Raw genomic sequence first — 19,559 nt, 5'->3', positions numbered from 1 at the left:
GGAAAAATGCTAGTTTTTCCGGAATTAACGGTAAAAAACAGCGCTTTTACAAGCATGATTTTGATATACAGTTGTTACAGGCCTTATGATTCATACTTTAAAGGAGGACTCGTATGAAACTGTTAGCGATTACATCATGTCCGAATGGAATTGCCCATACATATATGGCGGCTGAAAATCTGCAAAAAGCTGCCGACAGATTAGGCGTCCAAATGAAAGTCGAGACCCAAGGCGGAATCGGGGTGGAAAATGAGCTGACCGGAGAGGAGATTCGTGAAGCAGACGCGATCATTATCGCTGCAGACCGCTCGGTAAACAAAGACCGGTTTATAGGAAAAAAGCTGTTGTCTGTCGGGGTTCAGGATGGTATCCGCAAACCGGAAGAATTAATTCAAAAAGCACTTAGCAGCGATGTGCCGGTCTACCGTTCAGCTTCAAAATCGGAAGCCGGCAATCAACAGGAGAAAAAACAAAATCCGATTTACCGTCATTTAATGAACGGTGTTTCCTTTATGGTTCCATTCATCGTCGTCGGAGGATTATTGATAGCGGTTGCATTGACGCTTGGAGGTGAGAAAACACCGAAAGGCTTAGTCATTCCGGATGAATCTTTTTGGAAAACGATTGAACAGATCGGAAGTGCCTCATTCTCATTCATGATCCCGATTTTGGCCGGATATATCGCGTACAGCATCGCTGATAAGCCCGGGCTTGTACCAGGAATGATCGGCGGATACATTGCAGCGACGGGAAGCTTTTACGGCAGTGCAAGCGGCGCCGGTTTCCTCGGCGGCATCATCGCCGGTTTTTTGGCGGGATATGCTGCCCTTTGGATCAAAAAATTGAAGGTTCCAAAGGCGATTCAGCCGATTATGCCGATTATTATTATTCCAGTGTTCGCTTCACTAATTGTAGGTTTGGCGTTTGTGTTTTTGATCGGTGCACCTGTAGCCCAAATTTTCGAATCTTTAACGGTATGGCTGGCGGGTATGAAAGGTTCGAGCTCCATCCTGCTGGCATTGATTTTAGGCGCAATGATTTCATTTGATATGGGAGGTCCCGTAAACAAAGTGGCATTCCTGTTTGGATCGGCCATGATCGGAGAAGGAAACTATGAAATTATGGGACCGATTGCCGTCGCCATTTGTATACCGCCGATCGGCCTAGGGATCGCAACGTTTTTTGGAAAAAGAAAATTTCAGGAGTCGGAAAGAGAAATGGGAAAAGCATCATTTACCATGGGACTCTTCGGCATCACTGAAGGAGCCATTCCATTCGCGGCACAGGATCCGCTTCGCGTCATTCCGGGGATTATGGCAGGTTCTATGACTGGTTCTGTGATCGCTATGATCGGCAATGTCGGAGACAGAGTAGCACACGGCGGTCCCATAGTTGCAGTACTAGGCGCCGTTGATCATGTATTGATGTTTTTTATTGCAGTGATTGCCGGATCTCTTACCACCGCTCTTTTAGTTAATGTACTAAAAAAAGATATTCCGGTTTCTTCACCCGCCGAGCTGAGTGAAGCTGCAGCAGCGAATGACGTTCCGAAACAGCACAATGAAGCGGAAAGCAGACAGATGGAGAAGACGGATATTCACAAGCTGACAGATATTATGAGTATAGATCTAATTGAACCAACTTTATCAGGCGAAACCAGAGATGACATTATTGATGAAATGATTCAAAAATTGTCCCGAACAGGTATGCTGCATTCAGAGAGCGGTTTTAAACAAGCGATCATGAATCGCGAACAAGAGGGGACAACGGCGATTGGCATGAATATCGCGATTCCGCACGGGAAGTCTGATGCGGTCAAGAAGCCTAGTGTGGCATTCGGAATCAAACAATCAGGCATTGACTGGAACAGTCTTGATGGATCAGAAGCAAAGTTAATCTTTATGATCGCTGTACCGAAAGATAGCGGAGGGAACCAGCATCTGAAACTGCTGCAAATGCTATCTCGAAAACTGATGGATGACAGCTATAGGGAAAGGCTGCTCTCTGTGCAGACAAAAGAAGAAGCATACAAACTCCTGGATGAAATCATATAAAGGGGAGGATTTCATGATGGCTGAACCGCTATTTTTCAAGCCAGTTTTCAAAGAAAAGATTTGGGGCGGCACCGCTTTAACAGCTTTCGGCTATGACATTCCGTCAGAACGGACGGCAGAATGCTGGGCTTTTGCAGCACATCAAAATGGACAAAGCATTGTTCAAAACGGGATATACAAGGGGCTTACGCTCAGCGAATTATGGGACCATCATCGGCATTTATTCGGACATCTGAAGGGGGACCGCTTCCCTCTTCTCACAAAAATACTGGATGCCAATCAAGACTTATCCGTTCAGGTGCATCCGAAAGATGAGTATGCAAAAATGCGCGAAAAAGGGGAGCTCGGAAAAACGGAATGCTGGTATATCATAGACTGCCAAGAAGATGCAGAAATCGTTTATGGCCACAACGCAAAAACAAAGGAAGAACTGATCTCGATGATAGAAGTTGGAAAATGGGACGAGCTCCTGCGCCGCGTAAAGGTAAAACCGGGGGATTTCTTCTATGTGCCAAGCGGCACCGTTCATGCGATTGGGAAAGGCATTCTCATTTTAGAGACGCAGCAGAATTCCGATACTACCTACAGATTATATGATTATGGCCGAAAAGATGCAGAAGGCAATTTTCGCGAGCTCCACTTGGAAAAGAGCATAGATGTGATAGACGTACCATTTGCACCGGATCAGCAAACGGTTCAATATGAACAAACAGATGATTTGCACAGAGCCGTATTGATTGAGTGCCCTTATTTTTCAGTGGAAAAGTGGGATTTAACAGGATCAGCAAGTTTAAAACAGCAAAAATCATTCCATCTTGTCAGTGTCATCGAAGGAGAAGGCCGGATAATCTCCGGCGACCGTACATATGACTTTAAAAAAGGAGATCATATGTTGCTGCCTTACGGGTTTGGGGAATTCAAACTCACAGGGGATGCGGAGTGTATCGTATCTCATCTGTAAAATAAAACTTTATACCAGTTTCATTTTTGATATAAAGAACGAACCAAAGTGATCTCATTTTGAGCTAAATGAATAGTTAAATATAAAAAGATACCACTGGTATCTTTTTTCACGCTTCAAACTTTAAGCAAAAGAAAAGACGAAATGTGTTTCTGATTGATTTGTTTGTAAAAAAACAAGCTATCCTATTATAAACGCAGTTTTTTTATTTCATGCGCAAAATCATCTTTGGGTATGTCACGTTGGCTATTTCAAATGTGTCTTTCCCGAAACCCAACATTTGATCTGACAAGTTTTATAGGTAAGAATGGAAAGGATGATCCACATGAAATATGATAAAGTATTTTTAATGCGTTAGTTGTTGAAGGAATATTTTGATAAGAGGTGTATTTATGAAGTTTGATGAATTTGCGATTGGACAAGTATTTCATACAAAGTCTTTTAGGGTAACAAAAGAAAATGTAATGAGGTTTGCGGAAGAATTTGACCCTCAATATATGCATGTAGATGAGGAAAAAGCGAATCAAGGCAGATTTAATGGAATCATCGCTTCTGGAATACAAACGTTAGCCATTTCTTTTAAGCTGTGGATTGAAGAGGGTTACTATGGCGACGATATTATCGCTGGAACAGAGATGAATCATATTAAATTCATAAAACCCGTGTATCCAGACGATGAATTGCATTCAGTTGTTGAGGTGGTAGATAAGAAACCAAAGAAAAGTGGAACGGGAATACTTACTGTATTGATATTTACTTATAATCATAAAGAAGAGAAAGTATTTGAAGGTGAGTTATCGGTATTGATTAAGCAGTGACTAATGTAAATTAAAGTTTTTCATCATCAACTACCTATTGATATGGATATCAATGTTAAAGGCTCATCTTAGAAAGAAACATACCAAATCATATTGGTATGTTTTTTTGTTCATGCATTTTTTTATGGAACCTGTCATTCCTGCAATGACAGGAAGCAGAGTACCGATACTTGCATCAAGGCGGTAAAGAAAAGAAAATTAGAACTATTTAATCTCCTTTACCACCTTCATTTTGCTTCCATTTATGTAGGTGAAACACACCCCGCAGACAGTAACTATTCCGCCTAGCAGTGAAATAAATGCAGGCATTTCGCCTATCCACACCCAGGAAATCACCAGTGTCAAAGCAGGTGTTACATAAAGTGAAGTCGTTGCTTCAGAAGGACCGACGATTGAAGTTACGTATGCAAGCGCAAAGTATGGGATAACCGTCGGGAATAAACCTAAGTAAACGATAGACAATGTGGAATTCATTGAGGCGAGTATAAACTCTCCCCATAAACCTGGAAGAAAAACAAGCATTGGTATGACTGCACCCCAAATTGTGAACGTTACAAATGGAATAAATCCATACTTTTTTATATAGCGGGCTTGAAAAACGAAATAAATACTCTCTGCAAAAGCTGCCAGCAGGATAAACAAAATCCCTTTCATAGAATGCATATGATCTCCTGTCCCAAATGTAATAAATGACACACCCAATAAACTAATGATAGAGCCAATCCATTTAGAAAAACCAAAATGTTCACCAAAAAACAGTCGAGATAACACCGCAGAAAAGATTGGTGCTGTGGTTACGAGTAAGCTTGCAATCCCGGCACTAACTGTTTTTTCACCGATATTAAGCAAAAGGTGATATAGTGCAAAACCTAAAAACCCTAATAATAAGATGACAGGGACATCTTTCATGTCAGGTAAGCGCATTTTAGTCAGCGCAGCAAAAAGTAACAACGCCATAGATCCGATTAACAAACGAAATAAAGCAAGGTGTTCTGGTGTGTAGTATTCCAAACCTACACGAATTCCAGGAAAAGCTGATGCCCACAATCCAATCATAAGACTGTAAGATATAATCAGTTGAACAGTTTTCTTTTTCATGATCTTCACTCCTTCTCTACAAAAACCAACCAGTGATTTAGTGTGTTATATACTAATAGAGATTTGATAAAATGACTTCAACCAGTTACGCAATTTATGACCCAACCACTTAGTAGAAGGAGACTGCTTTTGATGAGCTTTACAGAAGAAAAAACGAATAGAAAGCTTCCTAAGTACTTACAAATCATTGACTATATAAAAGAGAAAATAGGAAATGGAGAATGGCCGATTGGAAGTAAGATTCCTAGTCAGCGAACGCTTGCAAAAGAATTTCAGGTAAATCGAAGCACTGTTATCACAGCGTTAGAGGAATTGATGGCAGATGGATTGATTGAAGGCAGAATGGGTAAAGGGACAGTTGTCATCAACAATACTTGGACACTGTTAGCTAAGAATTCTGCACCTAATTGGGAGAAATATGTAACTTCTGGAATCCAGCAGCCAAGCCGAAGAATTGTTCAAGAGATCAATAAATCAGAATCAAATTCCGATCTTATACAGCTCAGCAAAGGAGAACTTTCAAATGAAATTTTTCCTTTGTCTGCTATGAAAGAGATTATGGGCAAGGTATCTCAAAATATAGAGGCGTTCGGATATGAGGAACCAAAAGGATACTTACCCTTAAGAAAGGCATTGAGTGTTTATTTAAAAACAATCGGGATTCAGGCTTCTCCTTCATCCATTCTTATTGTTTCAGGAGCACTGCAAGCCTTACAGCTTATATCAATGGGGCTTTTGCAAAGAGGATCAACTGTTTTTCTTGATCAGCCATCTTATCTTTATTCATTACATGTATTTCAATCAGCCGGAATGAATCTGACCGGACTTCCTATGGATAAAGAGGGGCTTTTGCCAAACCATATTCATATGACAAAGGGAGAGCGGGGGAGAGCCATATTATATACAAACCCTTGTTTTCATAATCCGACTGGTATCTTAATGTCAGAAGAGCGGCGGAAAGAAATCCTTGCAGCAAGCGAGGAAACACAGCTTCCCATTATTGAAGATGATATATATCGTGAGCTGTGGATAGATGAAAACCCGCCATATCCTATTAAAACAATAGATAAAAACGGCCATGTGCTATATGTAGGAAGTTTATCGAAAACGTTAAGCCCCGGCTTAAGGATTGGATGGATAGTCGGACCGGAACCAGTGATTGAACGTTTATCTGACATTAAAATGCAGACAGATTACGGATCCAGTTCGTTATCTCAAAGAGTTGCGGCGGAATGGTTCACATCTGGCCAATATCAGCGGCATTTAGAACGTGTGAGACATCAATTAAAGATAAGAAGGCAATTTGTTACGAGCGCTTTAGAAACCAATATGAAGAATGCAGCTGTTTGGACTATTCCAAAAGGGGGATTCTTTATTTGGTTAAAAATTTTGCCTTCGATATCTATGAAATTACTTTATAAAAAAGCCTTAACAAAAGGGATTCTTCTCAATCTTGGCAGTATCTATGCTCAGGAAAAAGGGAATTATATTCGCTTGTCATACGCTTATGCATCCCTTGAAGATCTCCAAAAGGGAATTTATGAATTAAGTTTGATCATTAAGGAACTTGCAAGTAAATAAATATGCATTCAATGTTGAGAACCTATCTATCAAGCAATGTTGGTATGTTTTTATTTTTATGCGTTCTTAGAAATGTAAGATGAATATGTAGAGGAGTAGGTATCTCCTCATCTTACTGGGCTGTTCTAAAAAACAGAAGTGTCCCTTAAAAGAGGGGAATGCTTTTATGGATAGAATAAAAGAGAGAAAGTGACAGGAGGGTACAGTTTGCAGGAGGTAAAGAAAGAACAATATAGTGATGTCAAAGCATTGATCCATCATAAAGAAACATGTTGCCCGACATTTGTTTATTCAATATTAGAACAAACCATTCCAGGAGTTGTTTATGCAGATGATCAATCATTTCTGATAGGAACCAGTTCAGGAATTTATTATGTTGCAGGGGATGAAAGGAATCAAAATGTCAACGAATGTATCGTTGAATTACACAAAAAGAGAGCAGAATCCAAAAAAAGATTTACGCTGTATTCTCCCAATCGTTCATGGGACAGCGTAATAAAAACTGTATTGCGTGATGAATTGAACCAAATGATGCGATATGCGCTTTCTCAACAAATTTCTGCCAAAAAGGCTTTTCAGCTTCCAAAGGGATTTACATTAAAAAGAATAAATGAAGATATCATTACAACCAGCACTGAATTTCATAAAGCTTATTATGAGGAGTATTGGGGTTCAGTCTCGAATTTTTTAAAAAACGGATTTGGATTCGCTGTTTTGTATGACAATCATGTTGTCAGTGAGTGCACTTCCATATTTCTAGGCGGCGATCATGCGGAAATGGATATCTATACAAGCGAAGAATATAGAGGGATGGGGTTCGCTTATATTGCTGGGAGTACCTTTATAAATGATTGTCTCGAAAAAGGCGTCACCCCTAGCTGGGATTGTGATGTCAGCAACAAGTCATCTATTCATTTAGCAAAAAAACTAGGATTTAAGATATCAACCAAATACTCCATCTTTTTTAAAAAATCAGGTTAAAAAAACCCTTCTTAGGAAGGGTCTTTTCTTAAGCACCAAGCTGACGGAGAATACCATGTTTATCCACATGGACCCTTTTCTCCATTTTAAAATGAATAGGATTCGCCATCATCCGGTACCAGGTACATGAGATGACATGCCTTTAAAGAATAAAGTTTTTTAATTCTTCTCTAGATAACGCCCAATGGTTGACAGTCTCCATATCAATGAAATCCCTTTATATAAAAGCTTTATCAAAAGGGATTCTTTTCAATCTCAGCAGTATCTATGCTCAGGAAAAAGGGAATTATGTTCGCTTATCACATGCTTATGCATCGCTTGAAGACCTTCAAAAGGGGATTTATGAATTGGGTTTGATGATTAAAGAATTGGCAAGGAAGTAAGGTGAAAGAAAAAAAGTTGGAGCCGGGCTAAAAGATCACACACCAAACATATAGGTTCTTATGAAACAAGCGGTGATGGCACACCAATTAACATCAGCTTCAGTGGAAAATTCCACTATTTTTTAAAAACTGTTGACATTTGAACATCCATATTTTATTATTATCTCATATTCAAGATATTTTAATTCGAGATAAATAGCCATGACCAAGCGTAAACCTGCTTGTATATAGAATCTCAATCCTTCTAATGTGATTTTTTTTAAAATAATATCTCGAATTCGAGATAAAAGAGGAGTGGCGTAAATGGCTGAATTTTCACAGCTAGTCAAAGAAAGAAGATCTGCAAGCAACTTCCTATCAGATCATCCAATCACGAAAGAAGAACTTAATGAGATGTTTGAATGGGTTGCATTGGCTCCATCGGCTTTTAATTTACAGCATACAAAATATGTGACGGTTCTAGACCCGGGTGTAAAAGAAAAGCTGAAACAGGCCGCAAACGGACAATATAAAGTGTTTAGCTCATCTGCGGTTCTTTTGGTATTAGGAGATAAGCAGGCATATCAGCAAGCGGCTGACATCTATGAAGGATTAAAGGTGTTGGGGGTGCTAAATAAGCAAGAGTATGACCACATGGTTCAAGACACCGTTTCATTTTATGAAAGCAAGGGAGAACAATTTAAGAGGGATGAGGCGATAAGGAATGCTTCACTTTCTGCGATGATGTTTATGCTGAGTGCTAAGGAAAAGGGCTGGGACACCTGCCCTATGATCGGCTTTGATGCTGAAGCCGTGAAACGGATTTTGAATATAGATGATCAATTTGAGGTTGTCATGATGATTACAATTGGGAAAGAAAAAACAGAGAGCAGAAGGCCGCGCGGTTACCGGAAACCTGTGAATGAGTTTGTTGAGTATATCTAAATGAACATGTAAAGGAGTGGATAAAAATGGCTAAAAAAACGATGGGAATACATCATATTACGGCAATTGTCGGTCACCCTCAAGAGAACGCAGATTTTTACGCAGGAGTCCTGGGGCTTCGATTGGTCAAGCAAACTGTCAATTTTGATGATCCAGGTACGTATCATCTTTATTTTGGAAATGAAGGCGGGAAGCCGGGAACAATCATCACCTTCTTTCCGTGGGCAGGAGCCCGCAAAGGCATCATTGGGGACGGTCAAGTTGGCGTGACTTCTTATGTCGTGCCGAAGGGAGCTATGGCTTTTTGGGAAAAGAGACTTGAAAAGTTCAACGTTCCATACACCAAAATCGAGCGTTTTGGAGAACAATATGTAGAATTTGATGATCCGCACGGTCTGCACTTAGAAATCGTGGAAAGAGAAGAAGGAGAAGCCAATACGTGGACGTTTGGAGATATAACACCTGATGTTGCCATTAAAGGCTTTGGCGGTGCAACCCTGTTATCAGCACAGCCTGATAAAACCGCTGAGCTATTAGAAAATATCATGGGACTGGAACAAGTCGGCAAGGAAGGAGACTTCGTTCGTTTTCGTTCTGCCGGTGATATCGGAAATGTGATTGACCTTAAATTAACGCCTATTGGCCGCGGACAAATGGGAGTCGGCACGGTGCATCACATCGCTTGGCGTGCTAGCGATGACGAAGATCAATTAGATTGGCAAAGATATATTGCTTCTCACGGATACGGTGTGACTCCTGTTCAGGATAGAAATTATTTTAATGCGGTTTACTTCAGAGAACATGGGGAAATCCTGTTCGAAATCGCAACTGATTCGCCGGGCTTTGCTCATGATGAATCACCAGAAACAATGGGTGGAAGGTTGATGCTGCCTGTGCAGTATGAACCGCATCGAACACAAATTGAACAAGGGCTGCTGCCGTTTGAAGTGAGAGAGTTAGACGGATTGTAATAACGCATGAAGAGAAATAAAGAGACATATATTCAACAGATGACCGCTGGAATTTACTGGAGGTAAATAACATGATGTGCTGCCTTTCAGCACATCATGTTACATCAAAAATAAGGAGAGATAAAAATGGAAGATGCAGGACTATTGCTTATTCGTATTATGATTGGTGTGGTGTTTCTGTTTTATGGATCACAAAAATTATTCGGCTGGTTTGGCGGATACGGGATTAAAGGAACCGGACAATGGTTCGAATCAATTGGGGTTAAACCAGGTAACGTCGCGGCCGCTTTATCAGGTCTTGGGGAATTAGTAAGCGGAATTTTATTTATTTTAGGTGTATTCCTCCCGCTTGGAGCTGCTATCATAACGATCATTATGTTCGGTGCCATCGTAAAAGTCCATGGAGCGAAAGGATTTGCGAATGGCGCGGGCGGTTTTGAATATAACGTGGTGTTGATTGCAGTCTCCATCGGGGTTGCACTCATCGGTTCAGGGGCTTACGCTTTGCATTTTTAATACGAAAGTATGTAAGAACAGTTACTGGCAAGCGGTAACTGTTCTTTTGTTTTGCCATTTTCATGCAAACTTGCAGGTGCCCTGCAAAGCAAAAAAGCGGATATCATAAATATAAATGTGTATAGTGAATGATACGTATCGATGCTTGGTCATGAAAAATAGACCAATTTGAAGGAGTAAATGGATGAAAGAGATGACAGAATTACATTCATTAGATGCTATAGAGCATTTTATTAAGCAGCATCAATTCAGTTTTATCTATATATCAAGACCCGGCTGTACAGTATGTCATGCTGTTCTGCCGCAGCTCAGAATATTATTGGATCAGTTTCCAAACATCACATTGGGGCATATCAATGCTGACGATGTAGAAGAGGTCGCCGGCCGATTTTCGGTCTTCACCGTCCCTGTGCTTCTTTTGTTTATCGATGGGACTGAGTTTCTGAGAGAAGCTCGTTTTGTTCATTTTGAACAGCTCGAAGAAAGGCTGAAAAGGGTTTATCGTTTATATGAAGATGAATAAAGCTTTACGCTTTCCAAATGAAAAGGAGCTCTCTGAAATGGGGCTGGAGCAAATGAATCAAGATGTTCTGTATCATACATGAGGATCAATCAGGGGATATAAATGATTTCCTCATTTCATCATATCTTCAGCCGTCATCTAGTAGAATATCATTGGGCTTGCATAGAAACATCACATCATTTCTAAACAAACCAATAAGTGAAGCAAAAAAGGGTGTTACAAGGTGTAGCATCCTTTTTGATTTTTTAGAAATGTAATATTCAAATAATGTAGGAAGGGGGCTTTATTAATGAAGAGTAAAGATATTTAAGAAAGAAGAGCATCATCGTGGGGATCGTCACAAGGGCAGAGGCGGTTCACAGCATCATGGACCAAAAACTTTTCGCCGCGGCAGGGCCATTGCATTTTTAAAGATGATGCATTTTTTCTCTTATATCCCTACAGTCTTTTATACTGGTTTGCAGGAAATCTTTTTCTCTTATCGAATGATAGAGAGTCAGAGGCTTAAAACGGGTTATTGAAGAGCTTTTCATTTGTACGCGGTGAGTGTCCGGCATTGGCTGGACTTTTTTTATAAGGAGGAATACAGGATGGCGTTAACTTTGGAAGATATGACTGTGGAAGAGTTTAAAGCATTTCGCGGGATGTCCGTGCAAAATTATGCGAAACAAAACATAGCGTCGGGAACTTGGACAGAAAAAGAGGCGATTGAGAAATCGGAGCAAGCATATGAGAAAATGATTCCGGATGGACGAAACAGCAGCAATCACACCTTTTGGAACATTACAAATGAACAAGGGGAAAGGATAGGCTGGCTCTGGCTATATGCTGATCCGCTCCATCCACAAAAGGAAGCGTTTATTTATTCCTTTGGATTATATGAAGCCTATCGCGGAAAAGGGCTGGCTCAATTGGCGCTTCAAACGCTGGATGGAAGAGCAAGAGAGATGGGCGTGGAAAGACTTGCGCTTCATGTGTTTGCGCACAACGAGACAGCCGTCCATCTCTATCAGAAGATGGGATATGCCATGACCAACATACGTATGCGGAAACAGCTGTGCTAGCAGGTGAAAATGCCGGTCTGCTTAGCGGACGCGTTTAGTCCGATAAAAGACAATGACTACTTGGATAGCGTCGCGGCGTATTTTATTCCCTCCTTTGAGACGCTAAGGTCATGGGAATCGATAGAGTCATGAGGAATTCCAAAATCATTGAGATGTCTGAGGTTGTTGAAGAAGAAGTGGCGTCTATCATTGATTTTTTAAGTCCCGGAAGCATGTGCTAAATGTAGCCTTTTGCAGGCAATGTCATTAAAGGCTCTATCTTTTGGCGAAGGCTTAAAAAATACCAAGGGCGAACAGCCCTTGGTATCCCTTACACACTATTGATCCAGCTCTTTCATTCGTTTCGTAAGCTCATTGAACGCCTGATCAAGCTCCTTGTACCCTTTATCATTTGGCGTCATAAAACTAAGCTTTCCCAGCACTTCTTGTCTTTCTGTCTCTAGCTTTAAACGAAGCTCTTCCCGGTCATTCCTTTCTGAAGGAACGTCCTTCAATTGCTTTTCGATGCCATTGTCTGAAATAACGAGTTTACTGTTCGTTGTTTTCTCAAGAAAATAACGGTCGTGTGATACCACAATCAGTGTGCCGCTGTATTGTGACAGTGTTTCTTCCAGCTGTTCGCGTGACGGCAGGTCGAGGTGATTGGTCGGTTCATCTAATATCAGCACGTCTTTTTCCTCTAAGATATATGCCATCAGCTTGCACTTTACACGCTCACCCATACTCATATGTTGAATTGGTTCTGTCCATTGAGAAGCTGTAAATCCCAATTGCGTCATGATATTCTGCACGTTTCCTCTCGCCTTGAACGTGTCTTGATAAAATAACTCCTCCGGTGTTTGTGCTAAAGGCAAATCAAATACTTCCTGTGTTAAATAACCGATTTTTGCAGATGGTGATATCCATACCTTTCCCTCTGCCGTTTCCTGTCCAAGAATGACTTTCAATAAGGTTGTTTTTCCGCTGCCGTTTGGGCCTGTAATGGCAACCTTTTCTCCGTGCTGAATCGTAAAGCGGGCGTTTTGAAACAGTGTCTTTTCACCAAATGACTTCGTCAGGTTTTGAACCTCCAAAAACCGTTTTCCTGTTTTATGAGCTGTATCAATTGAAAAACGAACAGTATATTCCGGATCGACAGGTTCAGCCTTTGTTTTTTCGAGTTCTTTTTCAAGCCGCTTTTGTTTCGATTTGATCTGGGCATCTGTGCGCTTTGCTTTTACACGATGGTATTCTTTAAACCCTTCCTTTTTCGTCGATTGTGCGTGGGCTTTTTTCGACCATGAAGTGAGTTCTGTCATTTGTGCTTCAATCCGTTCAATCATTTTCTGCTGTTTTTCATATTCACGTTGCTGTGCCAGTCTTTTCTCTTTCCGGAACTTCATGTAACCAGAGTAATTCCCTTTATATTCAGTCAGCGTGTGGCCTTCGATTGACCATATTTTCGTGGCAACTTCATCTAAGAAATACCGATCGTGCGAAACGAGAATGACAGTGCCGCTAACATTTTTCAGCTGTTGAATGAGAAATTGCAGGCTTATGTCATCAAGATGGTTTGTCGGTTCATCTAGCAGGAAAAGATCTGCATCCTCTGATAGTCCTTTTGCCAGCCGTGCTTTCAGTTTTTCTCCGCCGCTTAACTGGCTGAAATCACGGGCTGGCACATGCCATTTCTCCAGCAGTTTCACTTCGGCAGGTGTCTGATTCTCAAAGGAATACGATTCAGTCTCCTGTTCAACCAGCACCTTTTTTAAGCCGTGCTGCATCCATTGGATTTGTCCTTGTGACGGAGTTAAGTCCTTGTTGATCAGGTGAAGCAGTGTCGATTTTCCAGCTCCATTTTTACCGATAATCCCAATGATATCGCCTTGCTGAACGCTTGCATGTATGTGATTAAAAATGGTAAGATCGTTCACTTCATAGCTGACGTTTGTAAGTTTTAATTGTTCTTTCATCTATATCCCTCGCTTTAAGGGAGAACAAGAAAATCCTCCCAAATGTTTTGGAAGGATTAGCCGTGCCTTTGCCATGATGAAATAAGCTATTCTTCATAAATAGCGCTTACGTATATAGAAAATGGGCAGACTAATCCTATTTTTTATGATTTGAAATATACAATTTCAAACGTGAAAAATAAGATTAGTTAATCATTGTCCACCCATCATCCCTTCTCAATTTATTACAAACAATATAGCATATTTTTCAATTTGAGCAAAGAAAAATTGGAACTCCTCTGGATATTCAATTAAAAAAGCTCCTGCTCTCATTTCTGAGGGCAGGAGCTGTAAGAGGGTTATTGCTGCTTTAATTTTCTTACTTTATAAATCACAATCAGCAAAATAAACCAAACCGGTGTAACAAATAAGGAAACCCGAGTATCCTGTGCTAATGCCAGTACAACAAGGACAAACGCCAGGAACGCCAAAATTAAGTAATTCGTAAATGGATAAAGCGGCAGCTTAAATTTGTTTGCTTTCGCCAATTCAGGTCTTGTTTTACGGTATTTCATATGGCAGATAACAGTAATTCCCCAAATATAGATAAAACATACGGTGGAAATACTTGTGATCAAGGTAAATACGCCTTCCGGCATGATGTAGTTCAATGTGACACCGATTAAAATCACAATAGCTGAAAAGAACAATGCATTTCTCGGTACCTTGCGCGGTGTCAGTTTTGCCATTGATTCCGGCGCATTCTTATCTTTCGCCAGTGAATAGACCATTCGGCTTGTACTAAATACAGCACTGTTGCAGGCTGAGGCAGCTGACGTTAATACAACAAAGTTGATAATGCTTGCTGCCCCGACGATGCCAACCGCGACAAACACCTGTACGAATGGGCTTTCGCTAGGGTTGATGACATCCCATGGATAGATGCTCATAATCACGAGAAGAGCACCGATATAGAAAAGCAGCACCCGGACAGGGATATTGTTGATCGCCTTAGGGATGACTTTTTCAGGGTTTTCTGTTTCACCGGCTGTTAGTCCGACCAGCTCAATGCCGACAAAGGCAAATACAACCATCTGGAACGACAGGATAAACCCGTGCATGCCATTTGGAAACATACCTCCGTGGCTCCAGAGATTTGTGAAACTGGAGACGCCTGAGCTTGTGGAAAAACCTTTAAAGATCATGACAAGGCCAATGACGATCAGCGCCAAAATGGCAATGACTTTAATTAAAGCAAACCAAAATTCTAATTCTCCAAAAAGCTTGACGGTTGCCAAGTTCATAATCAGTAAAATAATCAGAGCGATTAAGCCGGGCACCCATTGCGGCACACCAGGGAGCCAATATTGAGTGTAGAGCCCGACGGCTGTCAGATCAGCCATTGCAATCGAAATCCAGCAGAACCAATAAGTCCAGCCGGTGATAAAGGCTGCCATATCGCCTAAATAGTCTTGTACAAAATCAACAAAAGAGTGATAGTTCAAATTTGATAGCAGCAGTTCACCCAGAGATCTCATAATCAAAAAGCAAATGATCCCTGTGATCATGTAAGCAAATAGAATCGACGGTCCGGCAAAATGAATGGATTTTCCTGAGCCGAGAAATAAGCCCGTTCCAATGGCCCCGCCGATGGCGATGAGCTGGATGTGCCTGTTTTTCAGGCCTCTTTCCAATTTTTGCTGATTTATATTGTCTTTCGTCATGTCGTCTGTCACTTTGTGTGTTCCTCCATTGAAAATTGTTTATTGAGTCAGCAATATATTTTTAATGATTATTATAACACTAAAATTTCGATCTTTTTTACTATACAGGAAATATGGAAGGAAATTTTAAGGTTTATCGATGCTTCACATGATACGAAAAAAGCGGCTCAATTGTGGGAGCCGCTTTTGTTTACGCCATTTTATGCTTTTTTCATATACAGATAAAGCCCATAATCAGTCGGAGCAGATGCGTACCCTATCTGATGCAGCATCGCTGTTATGTTGCCGCGGTGGTATGTCCCGTGATTCACAACGTGGGGAACCAGCTCATAAACAGTCGTTTTCATGATTCCGCCTGAGGGATTTATAATCTGGAGGGGCTTATTGAGCTGTTCTTTTTGCTGTAAAAATAATGTATAACGCTCCGATAATGTAAGAAACTGGGCTTCCATTTCCTCCATTTCTTTTGCTTCTGTCTGTTCTTTAAGTTGTTCAGCTAACGCCAAAGCATCGGTCATGCTTTGGCCGGAAAACACTTCCATCCAGCCGAGATCAGAAAGATAAACATGAGACAACACATGCGATATCGATGGAAACACGCTTTGAACTTCTTGGTGGTACACCTCTTTTGGAAGCTCTTTTAATCGGTTGAATATTTGCTGATTGGCCCAGACGTTATATTCATACAATTTTAACGAAAAATCCGACATGTTAATTTTCCCCTTTCGCGTTTATAGAATCTATTATACACGAACGAGTGTTCTTGTTGTCGTGTTCGTGAATAAAATATGTTGACAGACATAGTTTAGGGCAATAAACTAATTGACATCGGTCATAAAGTTTAGAGGGGTAAACTATAGTGAGGAGGGGCAGATGTTGAATGAACAAAAGCTATGTCAGGCGATAAACCTGTTTGTAGAAGTATTACTTGAAGGGACAGAGTTTGTGCATCGTGAAATCAATCAGGATGTCTTCAAGAATATCTCAAGGGAGCAGGCAGACCTGTTAAAAATTTTAAAAGTCAAGGGCCCAACGTCTCCCGGCAGCCTGGCCATGTATCAAAATGTACATAAAAGCGCGATTTCGAACAGGCTGAAAAAGCTGATCGATAAGGGATTGGTTGAATGGGATGACTGTCCGGCAAAAAGTGATAAGCGCTCTAAGCTTATTAACATCACAGCCAGCGGTGAAACCATACTGGAAGAATTAGATTCAGCCATTTTTAATGCTCTCAAAGAGCTGATCGATGATATAGATGAGAAACACTTAAATTCTATCATAGAGATATTCACCATTCTAAAAAGCAAATTTAAAGGAGGAGATTCTGCAGAATGAGAGCAATCATCAAATTCAAGTGGGCCATTGCAGCAGCTATATTAGCACTTACCGTCGTATTGAGTTTGTTTTCTCCGAACTTAACGGAGCTGGCCAATCAAAAGGGGCAGGCCCAGCTTCCTGCTGATGCGGTTTCAGAAAGAGCAAATGCGATTTTAAAACAAGCGGGCGAAGACAATAATTCGCTCAGTATCGTCTTTACATTAGACCACGCTTTGAAGAAAGAAACAGAGGATCAGCTCAGGACAATGATTGATAAAGTCAAAAAGATCCACGGTGTAGAAGAAGTAACGTCTCCTCTAACAGCAGAAAAAGAAGTCAAAGACCAATTGATTTCAAAAGACAAGAAAACGATTCTCATTCCTGTCACGATTACAGGCTCTGATAAAAAAGCGGAAAAAATCGCGGATGACATCTATAAAATCGTTCCTAATGATTTGACTGCATATATTACGGGAGCCTCTCTCATCAATCAGGATTTCGCTCATAGCTCAGAAGAAGGGCTCAAGAAAACGGAAGTGATCACAGTCTGCTTGATCATCGGTTTACTGCTGATTGTGTTCCGATCTGTAGTGACCCCTTTTATCCCGATTGTAGTTGTCGGTTTCTCTTATCTGATTAGTCAATCTATACTGGGCATCCTTGTATACAATGTGGATTTTCCGATCTCGACGTTTACGCAAACCTTCTTAGTTGCCATCCTGTTCGGCATCGGAACAGATTACTGCATTCTGCTTCTTACCCGATTCCGTGAAGAGTTAGCAAACGGGCATGATAAAAAAGAAGCGGCGCTTATCGCTTACCGTACAGGAGGAAAAACCTTATTTATCAGTGGATTTGCGGTATTGGTCGGTTTTTCCGCCTTAGGATTTGCGAAGTTTGCGATTTTCCAATCCGCAGTAGGAGTCGCAGTCGGTGTAGGGATCTTAATGATCATTCTCTATACACTGCTGCCATTATTTATGGTAACGCTGGGTGAAAAATTATTTTGGCCTTCTAAGAAAGTGCTGTCGCACAGTGACAACAAATTATGGGCGTTTCTCGGCAGACATTCCGTTATGCGTCCGTTTCTGTTTATTGTCATCACGGTGTTTATCACGCTTCCGTTTATTTTGACCTATGATGACCAGATTTCCTTCGATGCGACTGCGGAAATCAGCAGCGATTATAAATCAGTAAAAGCTCTCGAGGCCATCAAGGATGGATTCGGTGAAGGGAAAGCGTTCCCGATCAATGTTGTCATAAAAGGAGACAAAGATCTCACAACAGCTGATACAATCCCTTATCTCGGAAATATCAGCAAAGCGATTGAGAAAGTCGAGCATGTTGACTCTGTCTTGACCATCACGCAGCCGACTGGTGAAAAAATCAAAGATTTATATATTGATAAACAGCTAGGCTCGGTTTCAGACGGGCTAGATAAGACGGTAAAAGGAATTGCCGATGTCCAAAGCGGTTTAACTGATATCGAAAACGGGTTGAATCAAATGGCGGGTCAAACTGGCTCAAACTCAAATAGCAGCTCCGGCGGTTCACTGGGCGATGCGGCAGACGGATTGGGCAAAATCAATCAGCAGCTGCAGCTCGTAAGTAAACAGATTTCCCAAACCGGCAATACTGCACAGACCGTGCAGCAGCTTACGGCAATCAGCGGACAGCTTGGACAGATTCAAACCGGACTTGAACAAGCGAACCAGCAGATCTCAGGCCAGCAGGCGCAAGCTGGAACACTGACAGAAAGCCTGAAGAAGCTTGCAGGGGGCGTGAAGAGTGCAAATGATGGCCTGACGAAAATCTCTGACGGCATGACAGCTTCCAGTGATATGTTAGAGGACATGAGCAAAAGCTCAACCGTAAGGGATACAGGGATATTCATTCCTGATCAAGTCATGAAGGATAAAGACTTTAAGAAGTCAATCGACCAATATTCCTTTGAAGACGGCAAAGGCGTGCAATTAAGCGTCGTCTTGGATTCTAATCCTTATTCAGAACAAGCCATTACAACAATAAACCAAATTAAAAAAGCTGTAGCAAACGAAGTGGACGGCACTCCTCTCGAGGATGCACAGATCGTATACGGCGGGGTCACGAGTGTGAATGCTGACTTAAAAGAGCTTTCCACAACGGACTTCTCCAGAACAATGGTGATCATGATTATTGGCCTGTTTATTGTGTTAACGATTTTGTTCCGCTCCATGATCATGCCGATTTATATGATCGCGTCACTGCTGCTGACGTATTATACGTCGATATCCTTAACAGAATTAATTTTTGTAAACGGCTTAGGTAACGCCGGCGTCAGCTGGGCAGTACCGTTCTTCAGTTTTGTCATATTGATCGCGTTAGGCGTAGATTATTCGATCTTCTTGCTGGACCGATTTAAGGAAGAGGTGCACCTTGGCATTCATCAAGGTGTCATCAGGTCAATGAGCAAAATGGGCTCTGTCATCATCACCGCGGCTATTATTTTGGCCGGTACATTCGCGGCGATGATGCCATCAGGCGTCAATACGCTGATGCAGGTGGCAAGTGTCATCATTATCGGGCTGCTGCTTTACGGCCTTGTCATTCTTCCGCTCTTGATGCCGGCAATCATTGTGACATTTGGAGAAGGAAACTGGTGGCCGTTTGGCAGAAAGAAAAATATAGAATAGAAAAAAAGAGTGGTGACAATTCATTTGTTCATCACTCTTTT

At 41.3% G+C, this 19,559-nt stretch carries 16 protein-coding genes and 2 pseudogenes; 13 read left to right on the top strand and 5 right to left on the bottom strand.

From position 1 onward, the window contains the following. Positions 1–113 precede the first annotated feature (113 nt). The 3 genes from NST16_RS15155 (at position 114) to NST16_RS15145 (ending at position 3,833) form a co-directional block, all read left to right on the top strand. On the top strand, positions 114–2,054 hold the full coding sequence (locus NST16_RS15155) for a PTS fructose transporter subunit IIABC (protein ID WP_340887372.1): 1,941 nt from the start codon (positions 114–116) through the stop codon (positions 2,052–2,054). Between the two features lie 13 nt (positions 2,055–2,067). Then, entirely contained in the window at positions 2,068–3,015 is a 948-nt protein-coding gene (gene manA, locus NST16_RS15150) for a mannose-6-phosphate isomerase, class I (RefSeq protein ID WP_340887370.1), read from the top strand. Positions 3,016–3,407: 392 nt separating this feature from the next. Beyond that, entirely contained in the window at positions 3,408–3,833 is a 426-nt protein-coding gene (locus NST16_RS15145; protein WP_010333159.1) for a MaoC family dehydratase, read from the top strand. Between the two features lie 204 nt (positions 3,834–4,037). On the opposite strand, the gene NST16_RS15140 is transcribed toward NST16_RS15145, so the two are convergent. Further along, the gene (locus NST16_RS15140; RefSeq protein ID WP_340887369.1) at positions 4,038–4,931 is read right to left on the bottom strand and encodes a DMT family transporter; all 894 of its coding nucleotides are present in this window, start codon (positions 4,929–4,931) and stop codon (positions 4,038–4,040) included. Positions 4,932–5,063: 132 nt separating this feature from the next. Between NST16_RS15140 and pdxR the strand changes: the two genes are divergently transcribed. Together pdxR and NST16_RS15130 are read left to right on the top strand one after the other, a co-directional pair. Further along, a complete protein-coding gene (gene pdxR / locus NST16_RS15135) occupies positions 5,064–6,512 on the top strand; it encodes a MocR-like pyridoxine biosynthesis transcription factor PdxR (protein ID WP_340887368.1) in 1,449 nt (482 codons plus the stop codon). A gap of 207 nt (positions 6,513–6,719) precedes the next feature. After that, on the top strand, positions 6,720–7,493 hold the full coding sequence (locus tag NST16_RS15130; protein ID WP_340887366.1) for a GNAT family N-acetyltransferase: 774 nt from the start codon (positions 6,720–6,722) through the stop codon (positions 7,491–7,493). Between the two features lie 86 nt (positions 7,494–7,579). Here NST16_RS15130 and NST16_RS20870 read toward each other — a convergent pair. Beyond that, positions 7,580–7,701: pseudogene (locus NST16_RS20870) on the bottom strand (MBL fold metallo-hydrolase); the annotation flags it as partial. On the opposite strand from NST16_RS20870, the pseudogene NST16_RS15125 reads away from it, so the two are divergent. From NST16_RS15125 to NST16_RS15100, 6 genes and pseudogenes are all read left to right on the top strand, one after another. Then, positions 7,691–7,876: pseudogene (locus NST16_RS15125) on the top strand (PLP-dependent aminotransferase family protein); the annotation flags it as partial. The pseudogenes NST16_RS20870 and NST16_RS15125 sit on opposite strands and share 11 nt — an antisense overlap. Positions 7,877–8,179: 303 nt before the next feature. Then, entirely contained in the window at positions 8,180–8,800 is a 621-nt protein-coding gene (locus NST16_RS15120) for a nitroreductase family protein (RefSeq protein ID WP_010333164.1), read from the top strand. A 26-nt stretch (positions 8,801–8,826) separates the two neighbouring features. Further along, positions 8,827–9,771, top strand: a complete 945-nt coding sequence (locus tag NST16_RS15115) for a ring-cleaving dioxygenase (protein ID WP_340887365.1) — start codon at positions 8,827–8,829, stop codon at positions 9,769–9,771. Positions 9,772–9,897: 126 nt separating this feature from the next. Beyond that, positions 9,898–10,287 carry a DoxX family protein gene (locus tag NST16_RS15110; protein ID WP_340887363.1) on the top strand — a complete coding sequence of 130 codons (390 nt, stop codon included), beginning with the start codon at positions 9,898–9,900 and terminating at the stop codon, positions 10,285–10,287. 184 nt (positions 10,288–10,471) lie between these two features. After that, positions 10,472–10,810 carry a thioredoxin family protein gene (locus NST16_RS15105; protein WP_010333167.1) on the top strand — a complete coding sequence of 113 codons (339 nt, stop codon included), beginning with the start codon at positions 10,472–10,474 and terminating at the stop codon, positions 10,808–10,810. Between the two features lie 590 nt (positions 10,811–11,400). Continuing rightward, positions 11,401–11,874 (top strand): GNAT family N-acetyltransferase, encoded by a 474-nt coding sequence (locus NST16_RS15100; RefSeq protein ID WP_340887361.1) that lies wholly within the window; start codon positions 11,401–11,403, stop codon positions 11,872–11,874. A 317-nt stretch (positions 11,875–12,191) separates the two neighbouring features. Here the strand turns inward: NST16_RS15100 and abc-f are convergent, their stop codons facing one another. The 3 genes from abc-f to dinB all read right to left on the bottom strand — a co-directional run bounded on the left by abc-f (position 12,192) and on the right by dinB (position 16,239). Further along, entirely contained in the window at positions 12,192–13,826 is a 1,635-nt protein-coding gene (gene abc-f, locus NST16_RS15095) for a ribosomal protection-like ABC-F family protein (protein ID WP_340887360.1), read from the bottom strand. A gap of 338 nt (positions 13,827–14,164) precedes the next feature. Then, positions 14,165–15,541, bottom strand: a complete 1,377-nt coding sequence (locus NST16_RS15090; protein WP_010333171.1) for an amino acid permease — start codon at positions 15,539–15,541, stop codon at positions 14,165–14,167. Between the two features lie 188 nt (positions 15,542–15,729). Then, positions 15,730–16,239, bottom strand: coding sequence for a damage-inducible protein DinB (gene dinB, locus NST16_RS15085; protein ID WP_340887358.1), 510 nt, complete (start codon positions 16,237–16,239; stop codon positions 15,730–15,732). Between the two features lie 166 nt (positions 16,240–16,405). Here dinB and NST16_RS15080 point away from each other — a divergent pair, with 166 nt between their 5' ends. Then, positions 16,406–16,864 (top strand): MarR family transcriptional regulator, encoded by a 459-nt coding sequence (locus NST16_RS15080; RefSeq protein ID WP_340888383.1) that lies wholly within the window; start codon positions 16,406–16,408, stop codon positions 16,862–16,864. Next, on the top strand, positions 16,861–19,518 hold the full coding sequence (locus tag NST16_RS15075) for an MMPL family transporter (RefSeq protein WP_340887356.1): 2,658 nt from the start codon (positions 16,861–16,863) through the stop codon (positions 19,516–19,518). The genes NST16_RS15080 and NST16_RS15075 overlap by 4 nt, the downstream gene beginning before the upstream one ends. Positions 19,519–19,559 lie beyond the last annotated feature (41 nt).

Source organism: Bacillus sp. FSL K6-1005, assembly GCF_038000225.1.
GTDB classification, from domain to species: domain Bacteria; phylum Bacillota; class Bacilli; order Bacillales; family Bacillaceae; genus Bacillus; species Bacillus mojavensis.
Note: the sequence above shows the minus strand (reverse complement) of the source record. Positions and strands in the feature narration are given on the sequence as shown.

Bases quoted from the DNA above. Each gene is read 5' to 3' on its own strand.
- NST16_RS15155 (WP_340887372.1), top strand. From the start codon at position 114: ATGAAACTGTTAGCGATTACATCATGTCCGAATGGAATTGCCCATACA.
- manA (WP_340887370.1), top strand. From the start codon at position 2,068: ATGATGGCTGAACCGCTATTTTTCAAGCCAGTTTTCAAAGAAAAGATT.
- NST16_RS15145 (WP_010333159.1), top strand. From the start codon at position 3,408: ATGAAGTTTGATGAATTTGCGATTGGACAAGTATTTCATACAAAGTCT.
- NST16_RS15140 (WP_340887369.1), bottom strand. From the start codon at position 4,931: ATGAAAAAGAAAACTGTTCAACTGATTATATCTTACAGTCTTATGATT.
- pdxR (WP_340887368.1), top strand. From the start codon at position 5,064: ATGAGCTTTACAGAAGAAAAAACGAATAGAAAGCTTCCTAAGTACTTA.
- NST16_RS15120 (WP_010333164.1), top strand. From the start codon at position 8,180: ATGGCTGAATTTTCACAGCTAGTCAAAGAAAGAAGATCTGCAAGCAAC.
- NST16_RS15115 (WP_340887365.1), top strand. From the start codon at position 8,827: ATGGCTAAAAAAACGATGGGAATACATCATATTACGGCAATTGTCGGT.
- NST16_RS15110 (WP_340887363.1), top strand. From the start codon at position 9,898: ATGGAAGATGCAGGACTATTGCTTATTCGTATTATGATTGGTGTGGTG.
- NST16_RS15105 (WP_010333167.1), top strand. From the start codon at position 10,472: ATGAAAGAGATGACAGAATTACATTCATTAGATGCTATAGAGCATTTT.
- NST16_RS15100 (WP_340887361.1), top strand. From the start codon at position 11,401: ATGGCGTTAACTTTGGAAGATATGACTGTGGAAGAGTTTAAAGCATTT.
- abc-f (WP_340887360.1), bottom strand. From the start codon at position 13,826: ATGAAAGAACAATTAAAACTTACAAACGTCAGCTATGAAGTGAACGAT.
- dinB (WP_340887358.1), bottom strand. From the start codon at position 16,239: ATGTCGGATTTTTCGTTAAAATTGTATGAATATAACGTCTGGGCCAAT.
- NST16_RS15075 (WP_340887356.1), top strand. From the start codon at position 16,861: ATGAGAGCAATCATCAAATTCAAGTGGGCCATTGCAGCAGCTATATTA.